This window comes from Nonomuraea sp. NPDC047529 (assembly GCF_040642995.1).
Classification (GTDB): Bacteria; Actinomycetota; Actinomycetes; order Streptosporangiales; family Streptosporangiaceae; genus Nonomuraea.
Map to the genome: position 1 here is coordinate 145,064 of NZ_JBEYTJ010000005.1, position 14,809 is coordinate 159,872.

Annotated in this window: 13 protein-coding genes; 9 read left to right on the forward strand and 4 right to left on the reverse strand. The window is 67.5% G+C overall.

All coding sequences use genetic code 11. From position 1 onward, the window contains the following. Window positions 1-227 precede the first annotated feature (227 nt). The 9 genes from ABZ815_RS10850 to ABZ815_RS10890 all read left to right on the forward strand — a co-directional run bounded on the left by ABZ815_RS10850 (window position 228) and on the right by ABZ815_RS10890 (window position 9,448). Window positions 228-458, forward strand: a complete 231-nt coding sequence (locus tag ABZ815_RS10850; RefSeq protein ID WP_357696335.1) for a hypothetical protein — start codon at window positions 228-230, stop codon at window positions 456-458. A gap of 492 nt (window positions 459-950) precedes the next feature. Continuing rightward, window positions 951-1,304, forward strand: a complete 354-nt coding sequence (locus ABZ815_RS10855; RefSeq protein ID WP_357696337.1) for a DUF2809 domain-containing protein — start codon at window positions 951-953, stop codon at window positions 1,302-1,304. A gap of 591 nt (window positions 1,305-1,895) precedes the next feature. Further along, on the forward strand, window positions 1,896-2,675 hold the full coding sequence (locus tag ABZ815_RS10860; RefSeq protein WP_357696670.1) for a helix-turn-helix transcriptional regulator: 780 nt from the start codon (window positions 1,896-1,898) through the stop codon (window positions 2,673-2,675). Between the two features lie 69 nt (window positions 2,676-2,744). Next, on the forward strand, window positions 2,745-3,518 hold the full coding sequence (locus ABZ815_RS10865; protein WP_357696339.1) for an SDR family oxidoreductase: 774 nt from the start codon (window positions 2,745-2,747) through the stop codon (window positions 3,516-3,518). 866 nt (window positions 3,519-4,384) lie between these two features. Further along, window positions 4,385-5,899 carry a hypothetical protein gene (locus ABZ815_RS10870; RefSeq protein WP_357696341.1) on the forward strand — a complete coding sequence of 505 codons (1,515 nt, stop codon included), beginning with the start codon at window positions 4,385-4,387 and terminating at the stop codon, window positions 5,897-5,899. A gap of 440 nt (window positions 5,900-6,339) precedes the next feature. Continuing rightward, on the forward strand, window positions 6,340-6,933 hold the full coding sequence (locus ABZ815_RS10875) for an RNA polymerase sigma factor (protein ID WP_357696343.1): 594 nt from the start codon (window positions 6,340-6,342) through the stop codon (window positions 6,931-6,933). Continuing rightward, window positions 6,930-7,799, forward strand: a complete 870-nt coding sequence (locus tag ABZ815_RS10880) for a CU044_5270 family protein (protein WP_357696344.1) — start codon at window positions 6,930-6,932, stop codon at window positions 7,797-7,799. The genes ABZ815_RS10875 and ABZ815_RS10880 overlap by 4 nt, the downstream gene beginning before the upstream one ends. Window positions 7,800-7,904: 105 nt before the next feature. Further along, complete coding sequence (locus tag ABZ815_RS10885) at window positions 7,905-8,960, forward strand: hypothetical protein (RefSeq protein ID WP_357696346.1); 1,056 nt, start codon at window positions 7,905-7,907, stop codon at window positions 8,958-8,960. A 71-nt stretch (window positions 8,961-9,031) separates the two neighbouring features. Beyond that, a complete protein-coding gene (locus ABZ815_RS10890) occupies window positions 9,032-9,448 on the forward strand; it encodes an RNA-binding S4 domain-containing protein (protein WP_357696348.1) in 417 nt (138 codons plus the stop codon). Between the two features lie 191 nt (window positions 9,449-9,639). Here the strand turns inward: ABZ815_RS10890 and ABZ815_RS10895 are convergent, their stop codons facing one another. The 4 genes from ABZ815_RS10895 to ABZ815_RS10910 form a co-directional block, all read right to left on the reverse strand. Beyond that, window positions 9,640-10,779 carry a DUF6183 family protein gene (locus ABZ815_RS10895; protein ID WP_357696350.1) on the reverse strand — a complete coding sequence of 380 codons (1,140 nt, stop codon included), beginning with the start codon at window positions 10,777-10,779 and terminating at the stop codon, window positions 9,640-9,642. 62 nt (window positions 10,780-10,841) lie between these two features. Continuing rightward, window positions 10,842-12,806 carry a hypothetical protein gene (locus ABZ815_RS10900; RefSeq protein ID WP_357696352.1) on the reverse strand — a complete coding sequence of 655 codons (1,965 nt, stop codon included), beginning with the start codon at window positions 12,804-12,806 and terminating at the stop codon, window positions 10,842-10,844. Further along, a complete protein-coding gene (locus tag ABZ815_RS10905) occupies window positions 12,803-13,921 on the reverse strand; it encodes a 5'-methylthioadenosine/S-adenosylhomocysteine nucleosidase (RefSeq protein WP_357696354.1) in 1,119 nt (372 codons plus the stop codon). Before ABZ815_RS10905 ends, ABZ815_RS10900 begins: the two co-directional genes overlap by 4 nt. Next, on the reverse strand, window positions 13,918-14,802 hold the full coding sequence (locus ABZ815_RS10910) for an NUDIX domain-containing protein (RefSeq protein WP_357696356.1): 885 nt from the start codon (window positions 14,800-14,802) through the stop codon (window positions 13,918-13,920). The genes ABZ815_RS10905 and ABZ815_RS10910 overlap by 4 nt, the downstream gene beginning before the upstream one ends. Window positions 14,803-14,809: the final 7 nt, after the last annotated feature.

Sequence of the window (14,809 nt, forward strand, 5' to 3'; positions counted from 1 at the left end):
CTGTGGGTGCCGAATATTGTGCCTCCTCATGCGACCTGGGCGTACTCCATGCAGGAGGCCGCCGAGCTGGTCTCGACGGGTGACCTTGATGTCGGCGTCGACTGGATCGGGCAGCGCCCGCAGCCAGCCCGCAAGAGAGCCACTGCGTCGCTCCTCTTGGGTTGAACGCCAACTGCTGGCCCAGATCGACAATGGGAAGCAGCAGATCAAGGGCATAGATCACGGCGTTGAAGTGTGGTGGCGTCGGCCGGGCGCTGCTGGCGGCGTTCATCGCCGCCGAGGACGCCGGCGTCTGGACGATCCAGTCGGGTGTCTTCCCGGAGAACGCCGCAAGCCTGAGCCTGCACCAGGCGCTCGGCTTCCGCGTCGTGGGCACCCGCGAGCGCATCGGCTGTCACCACGGTCTCTGGCGGGACGTGCTGATGATCGAGCGCCGCAGCATCTTGACCAGGACCTGAGTCGCCGCTCGGGACGGCAGTCGGGAAACAGGGGCGGCCGTCTGGTGGTTACATCCGTCGTGGCCGGTGTGCCCAGTGTCCCCGGGCCTCACCTATTGCCCTCGCGGACTACCGTTCGGCTGGAGCCGCGCAGAGATCAGGTGTCCACCAACCGGGCCAACTCCACAGGCGGCGGCCTTGGAATTTCCAGGCGGACGGTCATGCGGCGTCTGGGTGGGCGGATCAAGCAGCGCCGAGGCCTGGCTGGGTCGGCCATGACGCGGTCATCGAGACGGTGCTGAGCGCACCGTAACCCCCCTGTTTCATCTGGTCGGGTCTCATTACGGATGAATCGTCACTACGTTCCAGCGTGCTGGCATGCCGTCGCCATGGCACTCCACCGCGGTCGCCGACCTGACGCAATGAGCATGCCGCCATAGGTGACGAGCTCTATGATCAGGTTCGTCCTGATCGTTGAGATTCGGAGAAAGTGTCAATCTCATGCGCCGCGCCATGGTCCTTCTTGGGGGCGTCGCCCTCGCCATCGGCGCGTTCGTCCTCTTCTACCGGGGCCCGGGACAACCGTTCATCCGCGGCTACGTGAGCGACGTCGTCGCCACCATGCTGGTCTACGCGTTCTTGGGGCTGTTGTGGCGCACCACCGCCGCACGCCGCACCCTGGCCACGGCCGCGATCGCCGCCGCCGTCGAGTTCTACCAAATAGTCGGCATGACCCCGCCGGGCATCGGCGGTGTCCTGGTCGGCGCGTTCCCCGACCCATGGGACCTGGTCGCCTATGCCATCGGTGTGGTCGCAGCCCTGGCCTGGGAACGCCGATTGGTTCGATCCGATGATCAGACCGGGTGACTCTCGAACACCACCCAACCGGGGCTGACGGCCGGACGCCCCCACAGCGGCGAGGCCATCGAATTCGTCCTGCGCGGCGGCCAGCCGTCACAAAGCAGGACTGCCGTAGCTCCGATAGAAACGGCAAGATCAAGAGATTACGCGGCCATCGACCAGTATTTCCGATGTCCGCCTATCGGTACCCTTCTGACCATCCGCCTGGATTCACGTGTCGACCTGGAGTTTTAGAAGGCCGCTTACACACCGGGCAGGCCGACCCGAACAACATGCTCGCGGCACGTAACAAGGGTGGCTCCCATGACCGGCCCAGTGAGCGGTCTCGCCGATGAGTGCGATCCCACGCACAACCCACCGTGACGGAGCTGGCGGTGACCACACGATCGATGGAGACCCGCTTGAGACATACAAACCGCCGAGAGTCTCTTGATCGTATATCGCCGGTCGCTGCCGCAGAGAGCCCGCGGGTGACTTCGCCATCAGGGTGTCAGTAGTACGGAGGGGCTGTTCGGAAGCTCCTACGATGGGCGAGTAGATATTTCCCGACTTCCGGTAGAGGCCCGGCAACGGCGCAGTGCCGAGATCCGCGAGTTCCTGAGGTCGCGCAGGGCCAGGTTGACTCCGTACGACGTCGGTATGCCCGCCGGCTCCGGTCGCCGTGCCAAGGGGCTGCGGCGCGAGGAGGTGGCGGTGCTCGCGGGGGTAGGGGTGTCCTGGTACACCTGGCTGGAGCAGGGGCGGGAGATCCACGTGTCGGCCGGGGTCCTGGACGCTGTCGCGCGGGTGCTCCGTTTCGACACGGCGGAGCGCGAACATCTGTACCTGCTCGCCGGGCTCAACCCGCCCCAGGCCGAGCCGTCGGACCGGCCGGTCTCCGCGGAGTTGCAGCGGTTGATCGACGGTTGGCTCCCGTCCCCGGCCTACATCCTCGACCGGCACTGGAACCTGGTCGCGGTCAATCGCGCCGCGCAGCTGGTGTTCGGCTATTCGGACCACGACCACAACTGCCTGGTGAGCTTCGTCACCAACGCCCGCTTCCGCTCCTCGCTGACCCACTGGGAGGATGCGGCCCGGGTGATCGTCGGCCAGTTCCGCGCCGACGCGGCCCGCTACCCGGACGACCTGGAATTCGGCAGGCTGGCCGCCGACATGTGCGCCGCGAGTCCGGCCTTCGCCGAGATCTGGGCCGAGCATCCGGTCGGCAATGCGACCGAGGGCGTCAAGGTCGTCCGCACATCGGAGATGGGTGAGCTGATCTTCGAGTACAGGTCACTGTCGTTGCCCGACCGGCCAGGACACCGGCTGATGCTGCACACTCCGCAGCCGGGCACTGCCACCGGGGCGCGCCTGTCGGAGCTGATGGCGAGCGCCTGAAGGTGGTGGTGCCAGACCTAGGCTCAGCCGGAACTGCTGGAAACGGACGATCCGCTTGAGGATTGCCGCATGAACCGATTCCTGAGCAAGACCGTTTTGATCACCGGCGGGGCCAGTGGCATGGGCTTCGCCACGGCGCAGAGGCTCCTGGGCGAAGGCGCGTACGTCGTCATCACCGGACGCGACCAGGTCCGTCTCGACACTGCGGCCGCCCGCTTGACGGACGCCCTGCCAGAGTCCGGCTCGGGCCGGGTGCTCGCGGTTCGGGCCGACGTCGCCTCCCCGGCGGACCTCGACCTTCTGATGCGGCGGATCGAAACCTGGCGCGGTGGCCTGGACGCGGTCTTCGCGAACGCCGGCGTGGGTGTGTTCAAGCCGAGCGCCGAGATCACCGAGGCGGAGTTCGACCACACCGTCGGCGTCAACTTCAAGGGCGTCTTCTTCACCATCCAGAAGGCGCTGCCGCTGATGGGGGACGGCAGCGCGATCGTCATCAACGCGTCCTGGACGCTGTATCGCGGGCTGTCCATCGCCTCCGTGTACTCCGCCAGCAAGGCAGCCGTCCACAATCTCGCCCGGACGCTGGGCGCCGACCTCGCGCCGCGCGGCATCCGGGTCAACTCGGTCAGCCCGGGTTACATCGACACCGAGATGTACCGCGACGCCAACCCCGACCCGGGCAGCGAGGCACGCAACTCGGCCGAGGTACCGCTCGGCGCCCTCGGTCACGCCGACAACGTCGCGGCGGCGGTGGCGTTCCTGGCCTCTGACGAGGCTGCCTACATCACCGGGCAGGACCTGGTCGTGGACGGCGGGCTCGTCGCCAGTGTTCCTGCCGCCTGAGCCGGCGGGCGCGGCTGGCGGGCGCGGCTGGCGGGCGCGGCTGGCGGGCGCGGCTGGCGGGCCAACCCCTTCAGTGCCTGGCTCCGCCAGCCGCAGAGTTTCACTGTCCATGGTTTATGAACGCCCCCCCTGTCGATCCGCTATATCGAAATATTCCAAGAAGGGCTTTCGCCCGCCCCTCGCCAGGGTCGTCTCGCCACGTGAGCTTCGCGAAGCAGGGGTCATCCCGCAGGGACTTTCGTGGAGTCCGTGATCACGAAAACCTTGTCTGGGCTTGCCGCAATCTGCATTGACACCTGGTCGGTGGGTCTCCAGGGCTTTCCCGGTGCGCCTCACGTGCGGCCACCAGTCGGACATGGCCTCTCAACGATTCACCGGCGTGACAGCGCCTGCCTTAAGTCCCCGACAGACCTTCAAGCAGCGGGCCAGCCATTCCAAGATGGCGACAGCCACCACATCAGCAGCCGCGATCTTTTCCGATATCTCTCCGCCGAAGGTCGCACGCTCTGCCCCATCTACAAAGATTCAGGCAGAGGGCATGATGTGGCCTTGTCGTCCGTCGGACTCTTAAGGCGAGTTCTGCCTGAGGGCACTCATCTGGAACGGCTTCAGGCTCCTGGCCTGCGGTTTCTCAGCCGCAGGTCCGGCCTTGCCCTCTGATCGGCTGGAGCAACATCGCCGCCGCCGTCGACCACTACCGCAGCCACCCCGCCGACAACATCGGCCTTTGAGTAGGTGCGGTTACCTGGAAATGCCGTTGTCGGCCGAGCCGGCCACTTGCGCGGACGTTCCCAGGTCTCGTGGAGGAGTCGCACCAGCGTGGCGGACGCGTATACGACGCCGTGACGGCTCACTACTATTCCGGCATGCTTTCCGATCTCGAGTTCTACGTCTTCGAGGCCCTGATCGTCGTCATCCTCGTGGGCCTTCCTCTGATGACCGCGGCGGGGGCCATTCCTACCGCGTTGTTTTCCGCCCCGGCCAACCGTCACGCGGTGATGAGTCGAAGAGCCGTCGTCTTAGGATTGTTCGCGTCGTTCGTGGGCTTCTGGATGATGGGGCTCGGCGCGTGGCTGGCGCGTGAAGATTCACGCTACGGCGCCATCGATTTCTTCGGGTTCCTGCTGATCACGCTCATCGGCGCGGGTCTGCTCGCCACCGGTCTCGGCCCGCTGCCTTCGTGGCTGCTGGAGAGCCTCGGTCCGTTCGCGGAACGGCTGCCGCTGCCTCTTCGCCTGGCGGTCCGCGATCTGGCCCACCGTCGATCCCGTGCGGTGCTCGCGATCACGCTGGCGATGACGGTGACGGCCTTCGGCCTCGCGTTGACGGTCATCGCGGTCGGCGAAACGGCGCAGAGCAGGGCCGAATACCTTCCCTCAGGGAGGCCCGGCAGCTTGTTGGTGCAGTCAAGCCCTGCGCACCTGGGGGGTTTCTCAGCCGCGGACGCGGCCACCGTACGAGCGGCGATGGAGCGGGAACTGCCCGGCGTGCCGATCGCCCGGAGCGAGACCGTTCCAGACCCATCCTGGTTCTTCCGCGCCACGGCGGAGCACGTCGAGACGCCAGAGGAGGCCGTCTACTGGGATCAGGCCATCGGTGACGAGAAGTTGCTGCGGTACCTCACGGGCGATCAGTCGACGCCTTACGACGAGAGCACGGCCGTGGTGATCACGTCGGCCGACGTGAAGGTCGACTCGGTGGACCTCGCCTACGAGATCGACAAGAACGATGAGACCACGGCGAGCAAGACCGTCCGAGCGATCGTCGCCAGGACCTCCGACCCCCACATGGAGACGATCTTCGTCCCTTCGAAAATCGTCCGGGATCTCGGCTATCAGCTCCAACCGAGCGAGCTGATCGTCGACCCCACCCTCCATCGAGTCACGGCCCAGGAGCAGCAGCGCCTCGACGATCGACTGGACGACGCAGTCGCGGACATCTACGTCGAACGGGGCTTCGAGGCTTCGATCGGGTGGCTGCCCATCACCGTGGCGGCGTTCCTCGCCGCCCTCGTGTGCGCTCTGACGTCCGGCTTCGGCAGGGCCGCGAACTCGCGCCAGGCCCGGGTCATGAGGCGGGCCGGTAGTGGATCGGCCGGGGCCTTCCGGTGGTTCTGCGCCTCCCGCGCCGGTATGAGCGCCCTGTGCGGAACAGTCCTCGGCGCCATCGTCGGGTGTCCCGCCGGGATGTTGCTGCTGTGGCCTCTGACGATGCGGACCACGTGGGAGGAGCCGGTACGGGTGCCGTTCGAGACCCCGTGGCCGGCCATCATGGGCGTCGTAGGCGGCCTTCCCCTTCTCGCCGCGGCTCTCGGCGCGCTCTTCGCTCGCGAGCGGCCGCACGTCTCCGCACCTCAGGGCCTAACTGAGGTAGAGCGCTGAGCTTGCGTCTCGCCTGACGTCGGGAGTACAGGTTTCGGTGCAGCTTAGAGCTGCGTGAGGAACGCTTCGTGGATGTCGTCGTGGACCCCAGCGCATGCGCAGGCGTCAGAACGCATGAAGCAGGGCGAAGGTCCGCTCGACCACATAACGGCGTTTCCCCAGGCAGGCGAACAGAGGGCGGATCTGCAGCTCGCGGACCAGGTGGCGGCACCCGTCGTGGTCATGGCCGCGGTCGGCGGGTACGGCGTCAGGGCGCCGATGAAGCCGATCCACGATCGACCAGGGAAGGGCAGGTATGCCCCCTTCAACGCCCTGATCTACGAAGAATCCACATACGGGAGAGGCCCAGGGCACCGTCGCTCGTAGCCGCTCCATCACGACAAGGTCCGATCCGAATCGGCCGATCGGGAACTCGCCCGCGTCCGCGGACAGTGCAGTTTGTGGATGTGAACATGCGCGCCCGCATACGAGATGGCGATCAACGCGCGTTCGAGGAGCTTTTCGACCGGTACGCCAAAGCCGTCTACAACCACGCCTACCGGATGACCGGCGACTGGTCGGTGGCCGACGACGTGGTGTCGCTGACCTTCCTGGAGGCGTGGCGGCTACGGCAGCGGCTCGCCCCGGACGGCGGTTCGTTGCGGCCGTGGTTGCTCGTGGTGGCCACCAACGTGGCTCGCAACCTGCGACGGGCCAGACGGCGTCACGAGGAGGTGATGGTCAGGGTGCCCCGGAACGATGTCGTCCCGGATTTCGCCGAGGAGTTGGTCGGGCAGATCGCGGACAAGGAGCGGTTGGCCGAGCTGCGTACGGCGATCGGACGACTACGCAGACATGAACAGGATGTGCTGCTGCTGTGCGTCGGGGCCGGGCTCGACTACGCCGAGGCGGCCGAGGCACTGGGCATTCCGATCGGGACGCTCAGATCACGATTGTCCCGGGCTCGGAAAAAGCTGGAACTCGCCGTGACCCGGCGACAGATAGATGGCGACCGCGACACCGCGGTCCGGTCCATGCAGGAGAGCACCCAATGAACATCTTCTCGGAGGAACGGGATCTTCCTGAGGGCCGTCACCAGCTGCTCAAGGAGTTCGTGATGACCGCTCTGCAGGAAGAGTCGAAGCCTGCCAGGCCCCGCCGCAAGCTGCTGCGCGCCGGCGTACTGGCGCCCGTGCTGGGGCTGGCCGCCGTGGCAGTGGCAGCCGCTCTGGTGATCGTCCCCGGCCAGGCGGGGAACTCCCCGTCGGCCGCTGGTGCGCGAGACGTCCTGCTGGTCGCGGCCACCTCTGCGGAACGCGCCCCCGAGGGGTCAGGGACGTACTGGCACATCACCATCACCCAGGAGGGCAGGCCGCAGCAGGAGTACTGGTACAAGAAGGACGGTCAGTTCTGGCTGAAGGGCGAAGGGCTCAAGGGTGAGGGCAAGCTGAAGCAGTTCACCGACAAGCCTCAGCCGTTCGCGATAGGCCCTCTGCGGATGACTTTCGAGGAGCTACGGCAGCTCCCCGGCGACGAGAACAGCCTGTACGAGAAGCTGAAGTCAGCCATCGCGGACGGCGATCTGCGCACCAGCGCCGGCAAGCTGAACGCCGAACAGCAGGAGTGGGCCGCCATGGAAACCCTCCTGTCACTGGTCAGCGAGGCCCCGGTCTCACCCGAGGTCCGCGCCGCCGCCTACCGGGCACTCGCCGCCCGGCCCGGCGTCCAGGACCTCGGCGATGCCGACGGCGGACGGCGGTTCCAGGTGCCGGTGCTCGACGGTCAGGAAACACTCACCATCGACCCGGAGACCGGACAGCTCCGCAGTACCTCCGTCTGGGCGCCGCTCAGCGGAGGCACCGCGCACTCCAGCGGGCCCGTCACGATCAGCACTGAATGGACCGACCGACTGCCCGGCTGACCCGCCGGCCCCGGCCCTGCCGTACGTGGTCGGAGACGGCGACGCCCGGCAGGGCCGCCGGTCTCCCCCTGGCGGGATTCCGTACAAGGCAGGATTTGCGTCACCATGATCGTGCCGTTCCGCGATGAAGGAGGCTGCTTGGTCGTTTTTGCCTGTGCGGGGTGCGGCGCCGTGATGACCGCGCGGGTGGCGCGGGTGGCGCTCCCTGACCACTCCGGCCAGATGTACGGCCATGACCTGCTCGCCAATCTGCTGCAGCCCGGAACGTACGCGGTGGACCCCGGAAACGGCCGGCCTTGGCAGCCGTCCGAACCCGAGCCGGAAGAACGTGGCGTCCGACTGCTCACGTACAGCATCACGGGCCCCTCGAACAGGATCGCCATCGCGCCCGGTGACGTCCCCCGGACCGTCTTCATCCCGGAGCGGTTGGGCGGATGTTGCCGCGGCTGGGACGGCCAATACGGTCCCAACCTGGCCTGCGCGCAGTGCGGCTGTCCGGTGGCGACCCGCGTCGACGACTGCGGGTTCTGGCAGGTGGTGTGGCTGCAGCCGGACGCCGTGCGTCCTGTCGCCGTCGACGGCCCTGTTCAGCGGGTGATGAACTGGGACGAGTTGCCGGGCACTTCGTCCATTGATCCTCATGATCGCTGGGGCCCGCCGTGGGAGGCCGCTGTCGCGGTGGCGCTGGCGCACCTGCTGGTGATCTCGGCCGGCAGGCGAGTGACCGTCCCTGAGGGGCCTGTCGCTGCGGCGTTTCGCCGGGCGATCGACAGCCTGCTCCCCACGGAGCCACCGGCACGACAGCTCGTCCTGGCCGGGCCAGGCCTGTCCCCCACGATCATGGACATCGCCCTGGTGCCGAAGCACCCGCAGACCGGCGAGGTTTGGCCGGGTGCCGCGGGAACGGTGGTGCCGCTGGCCGCGGACGTGTGGACGTACATGGCCTTCAACGACGATCGGCGGCTCATGCCCGCGGCGCGCGGGATGCCTGCCGGCGTTCGCCGCGACGATCCACCTCCGCTGTTGCCGCACACTCTTTTCCGTCCTGACGGGCGAGTGTTCCTCAGCACGCTGGAGCGGCTGGCGCCGGATCCGCAGCCGTGGCTGCGTCGTATCTTCGACCTGGTCAGAGACCGGCCGTACATGGACCCGTTCTCGTAGGCGTCAGGTCTCGAATGCGGGGGCATGCGGGGGCGCGGCAGCCGGGACGGCGTTCTCGGTACAGTGTCGGGATGGCAGGTGAGCAGCTGAGTGTGCGAGTGGACAGCTGGATCTGGTCGGTACGGCTCACCAAGACTCGTTCGATCGCCTCCGACGCCTGCCGGGGCGGTCACGTACGGGTCAACGGGGTCCGGGTCAAGCCCGCGCACGCCCTGCGAGTCGGGGACGAGGTCCGGCTGCGGCACGATGGCCGCGAACGCATCGTGGTCGTCTCCCGGGCCATCACCAAGCGCGTCGGCGCCGCCGTGGCCGCCGAGTGCTACGTCGACAAGAGCCCTCCGCCCCCTCCGCGCGAGGAGACCGTGGCGGTGGCCGTCCGGGCTCGGGGCGCGGGGCGTCCTACCAAACGCGAACGCCGCAGCATCGACAAACTGCTCGCACGCCCCACGCCGGAAGACCGGCAGGGCAACCGCGCACGCCCGGAGTGATCGAACAGATGACCGGACGCGGAGGCGACCGGCGTGTGCGGCGCCACAACACCGCGCCAGGGTCGGTACGGCCCTTGGTCTTGGCGTCCGCGTGGTGCCATCCCCGCATGGAGAGGTGGTCGCTGTCGAAGGCGCCGTCGCGGAGAGGCTACGCACCGGCGGCGCAGCGTTCCGGCAACCGCTCGATCCCCTCAGTCGGTGTCGGTCGCCGCCAGGACGGCGAGGCTTCGGCCGTCAGGTGACAGGGCCGCGACGGCGATGTCCCAGGCGACCTGCTCGAACCACTTCGTCGTTGCGGAGAACGTGAACCACCGGTGGTCATGGATGTGACGCTCAACGTCGGCGAAGGTAGCCGTCTGCGGTGCTCCGGAGAGTCCCGCCATCGATTTCCACGCCTCCAGGCGCCCATATGCACCGTGGAGACCGTTGTTGTAGGCGCCTCCGGTGGAAGCTGCGGCGAAGAGCACCTGCCAGACCTGCGAGGGAGCGCAGGCGAAGGCCGATGGCGCCGACCGCTGCCCCTCCGGGGCAAGGCAGTCCAAGTCCAGCACGGAGAGAAGTTTCGCGATCGACCCGCCGGCAGCGCTGAGCGCGAACGTGCGTGCCTCGATCCGGCCGTTGGATTCCTCGGCCCAGTTCGCGACGGCTCTCGCCATCTCTGCCGCCGCCGACGGCGTGGTGGTCTCCACCGCCGAAGCGGTTTCGCCGTCCCCCGCGGGAGCGGGACCGGCTCCGGTGTCAAAGGGCCCGAACGGTAGGGAATGGCTGGAACCGTGGACGCTGTAGCTGGGGAGATCGGGACTCTGCTCGATCGAGGAGCGGTGCAGCGGCAACCAGCTCAGGGGGTGGTGCCCCCGGTGCCGAGATGTCGCCCATTGCGCGATCCCCTGCAGGTCACCGACGGCTTCTCCGCGCAGCACCAGCTCGTGTACGAGACAGGCACGGAGCTCTTCCAGCCCTCCGGCGTGCACCTGGCCTCCAGCGAAGGCGCGCGTCAGATCGCTCGCCGGCCGGCTTGAGGCCAGGAGCGACGCGGCATAGCGCGCCATCTTGCGGTCACCGGAAGCGACGGTCCCGATGAGACGCAGGGCATGTCCGAGATGCTCTGCGTCGGCGGCGACGGTCAGCAGGCGAAACACTGAGTCGAAGACACTCCCGTACTGCCAGATCGGCCGCTTCGCCGCCCCGTACGTCCTGAACAACGCGACCCCGAGATCCGCGACGAACGCGGCATCACCTTCCGCCAGACGCTGCTCGGCCATGTCGCGCACGCCGTTCACATCGGTCAGATCCGATAAGAGCGCGACGATCTCCTCAACCTTCTCGACCATGATCAGAGCCTACGGGACCACTTGATCAGGATCTGCGCGCCATGGAGGCCCTCGGCGAAAGCCTATTCGGCGTCATTCAAGGCGGCCGTGAGGTTTCCCGTGCGTAGCTCTTGCTGTTCGACCCACCTCTTCCCCTCGGCGGCGATTCCTTCCAGGACGTGGAGCGTGTGGGGAAGGCCGGCGGCGTCCAACGACACCTTGGACACCGCTCCGGGAACCTCTCCCTGTTGCAGCTCTTCCATCCCCGAGCTCACCTCGACGCTGATCTCCTCACCGTTGACCAGTGAGAGCTGGAAGACGCGTTCGTCGTTGTCCGACTGGCTGACCCGTACGGCGGCGACCGTTTCGAAGCGGTAGTTGAGCCGCTGCCGGTCGTGGAAGGTGCCGTTCATGAAGTCGAGCTTGACGGTGACCTGGCGGACGCCTTCCTGGGTGATGAGGAAGACCAGGAGCTGGTACTTCTTGTAGCGCCATGGGCCGCCTTGTAGGCGGGCGTGTGCGCTCGACCGAGCGGGAGCCTCGATGAAGGCGTGCGCGATGACGTGGCTCATGGTCAGCCTGTAGTGCCGCAACGCCTCGTCGAGGAGCGCCTTACGGTCGCAGTCCAGCCAGCCGGCCATCTCCTCGTCGCGGGGTTTGTCCGCCATCCTCGCGCGCCACCGGTCCAGTGCAGCCAGGTCGTCCTTGTAGGTCTCGTCGCTTTCGAGCTCGTCGGCGGCGTGGCGGCGGCGCTCAAGGATGATGTGGAGCCACGCACGGGAACCGATCCACCCGGAGACCAGCAAAAGCAAGATCGTGCCGATTGCCGGCAGGGGCTCGACCGGTACGGCGTTGACCGCGGCCCAGCCGCCTCCACCTGCGAGGGTGAGGAGTCCGAGTATCGCCAGAGCCTTCGTTCGTCCGGGGGTGGCGAGTTCCTCCCGGTAGCTCCGCAGCGTGCCTCTTCTATGGCGGGCGTTGGCCTGCGTCGCCCGGTGCCGGATCAGCCAGGCGAGGCGCTCAACCCCGATCCCCCTTCCTCCGTAGACCGCCGCGATCTCATCGCGCAGGCCACGGCGGATTCCTGCCGTGTGGGCCATCCAGTTGTCACGGTCGACGCCCGGGGGTAGGTATCTGGCGAAGTAGTGGTCGATGCGGTTCTCGGCCTTCTTCGCGAAGCTGCCGGGGTTGACTTCGCTCTTGGGCCCCAGGTACTCCCAGTCTTTGGCGCGACGGCGTACGACACGGAAGCGCCAGTCGGCGACGTTCGGCGCACTGACGTAGGCGCCTCCGATGACCAGCACGTAGGCGAGCATCAGAAGGACGCGACCGCTCTGCAGGATCAGATAGCCGAGGTACGCGGCCGCCATGACGTGCAGAACTGTCGCGGTCAGGGCCTGAGCGCGAGTAGCGACCGGTGTGTCGGGGGGCTTCGGGACCCAGGGCTCGGGCTTCTTCGGCGCCGGATGGAAGAACTTCCAGATCCGATCCTTTCGGTCATGGGCCATCTGCTCGTTCTTGGCCTTCGTCAGCGCGAGGTGCCACAGATGGTCTTCGATCGGGCCGTCGAGGTACAGCTCCAAGTGGTCGAGGATCAGGCTGCGTTGGGGTTCGCGGAGCGCGTCGAGGTCTTTGACGACGATCCGGATGTCCTCCTCGGCCTTTCCCGCCGACTCCAGGAGCCGGTCGATGATGCGGACACCGTCCCGCCATGGGTCGTCGCCCGCCAGTCGCATGATGGTGCGCCGGTCACGTAGCTGGGCGGCTTCCTCCTTGGTCAGCTCGTGCCGCGTCCGGCCGCTCACCATGGCGAGCAACCAGTAGAAGAAGACCTCGTTGGTGGCGTAGTCGACCCTGGCCTCGTTGATGAGTCGTCGAGCGGGGCCCGGCATGCGGCCTTTCAGAAAGGAGACGCCGTCCCGGAACTTCTTCTCGGGCGGGTCTTGTGGGCTCGTCATGTAGATGACGTCGCCGTGCACTGTCCCCGCCTGCACTCCGACGTGGGAGTCCGTGGCCGCGTTCTCGACGCGGTGCCCTGGATCTGTCATGACAGGGACTGGGCCAAGGCGATGATGACGGTCAGCTCGGCGGCCAGCTCAGCCACGTCGCCGACGAGCCCGCGCAGCTTCTTCAGCGCCAGGGTCAGCGTGTTCCTGCGCTCTGGCGTCTTCGTCTCCAGGGCCTGGTCGGCCGTGACCAGTTCCGTCTCGGCGGCCTTGTACGTCGCCTCGTCCAGGCGCCCGTCCGCCCACGCCTGCCAGAGACGGGTACGGAAGCCGGCCAGCGCCTCGGGCAGGTCCGCCGGCTGCGGCGTCGCAGGGGTGATCCGGATGCCGCCGTGCACGATGCCTGCCTGCACGCCCACGTGCGCGTTTCCCTTGGCGATGTTCCTGACCGTCTCGGGCATGGGGGAGCTCCTTGTCGTGGGTTCGTCGGTGAACAACTCCTCGGCCAGAGCCGCGGCGAACGAGGCCGCGTTGGCGGCGGCTCTCGGCTGCCACTGCTCGCGGTCGGTGGTTTCCTTGGTGCCGTCGGCCCGGTCGCTGATTCCGCGGATCACGACGACGGGAAGCGCCCGGTTCAGGTGCCCGGCCTGTGCCACGCCGGCGCCTTCCATCTCGATCGCCCGTGCGTCGTTGTAGTGGTCGCGAATCCAGCGGGCGTGCTCGGAAAGCCGGGAGTTCAGGACTATCTCACCGGCGGCGATCGCCCCGAAGTGCACGTTCGGGCGCGGGTCGAGCCCCTTGGCCCATGAGTTGCCGCGGTGCAGGTGCTGGGCGATCTGCTCGGCGGCATGCGACGTCGGCCAGACGCGAGGACGGCTCCTGAAGCCTTCGTCCTCGCTGGTGCCGCCGTGGAAGGCGTAGACATGCGTGGCCACCACGATGTCTCCGAGAGCGATGTGCGGCTGCAGCGCGCCGGCCACGCCCACGAAGAGGAGAGCCGCCGGACGGAACTCGGCGATGGCCCGTTCGGCCAGCACCGCAGCGGAGTGGTTGCCCTTGCCGACCTGCGCCAGCGCCACCTCGCATCGTCCATCCGCCAGGCGGCCCACCTCGAAGAGGGTGCCCTGCGGGTGCCGACGCAGGCGCAGGCCGGCCAGTTTCTCTCTGATCGCCTGGTATTCCAGGTCTAGGGCGGTGAGGATCACGACGGGGCTCACAGCACCTGCTCCTTTCCGTTCGGCGAGTCGACGGGACGGATCATCGGGGGATGGAGGACCTCTTGAGGGCCGGCCCTGAACAGGCGGGCCGGTCGTCCGGTCGTGGCTTTGCGCGCCGAGTCGGCCGGGATGATGAAACCGTCGGTTTTCTTGATCTTTCGGTAGAAGTTCCGCGGGTCGAGCGGCATGCCCCACACCGCCTCGTACACGTCCTGAAGATCGGTGATCGTGAACGTCGGCCCGCAGAAAGCCGTGGCGAGCGCGGAGTGCTCAAGCTTGGATCGGGCGCGCTCGACGCCGTCCGTGACAATGCGGCGATGATCGAAGGCGAGCCGTAGGTCACCGGAGAGCACGAGGTCGGTGGGTCGCCAGCCCGCGTCGGCGGCGTCGGTGCCGGCGGTCGGTTCGGGCAGCCTCGGGGCGATGGCCAGGAAGGCGACGCTCACCACGCGGCCTCGCGGATCACGGCCTGGGTCGTCGTAGACGCCCAGCTGCTCCAGCCGGAGCGTCTCGACGTCCAGGTCGGCCTCCTCCGCCAGCTCCCGATGAGCGGCGGCGAACAGGCTCTCCTGCGAGTGCTGCAGAAAGCCGCCCGGCAGCGCCTGAGTGCCCTTGTACGGCTCGATGCCGCGCTCGACGAGCAGCACGTGCAGCCGCGAATCACGCAAGGTGAGGATGACGAGGTCAACGGCGAGCAAGATGGCCGGCGGCTCCCATGGATCGTCGCTCATGGCCCGACCGTATGTTTTTGTCAGTCTGACAAAAAGTAGCGCCGTGGTTAGCTTTGGCCATCTCCGGTGATGCGCGAGGCTGCTGGATCTTCCCAATGCCGCAGGAGCCGGGGGCTTCACGCCGCGGATGCCGCGCCCAAGGGCTGCCATGCCGGTG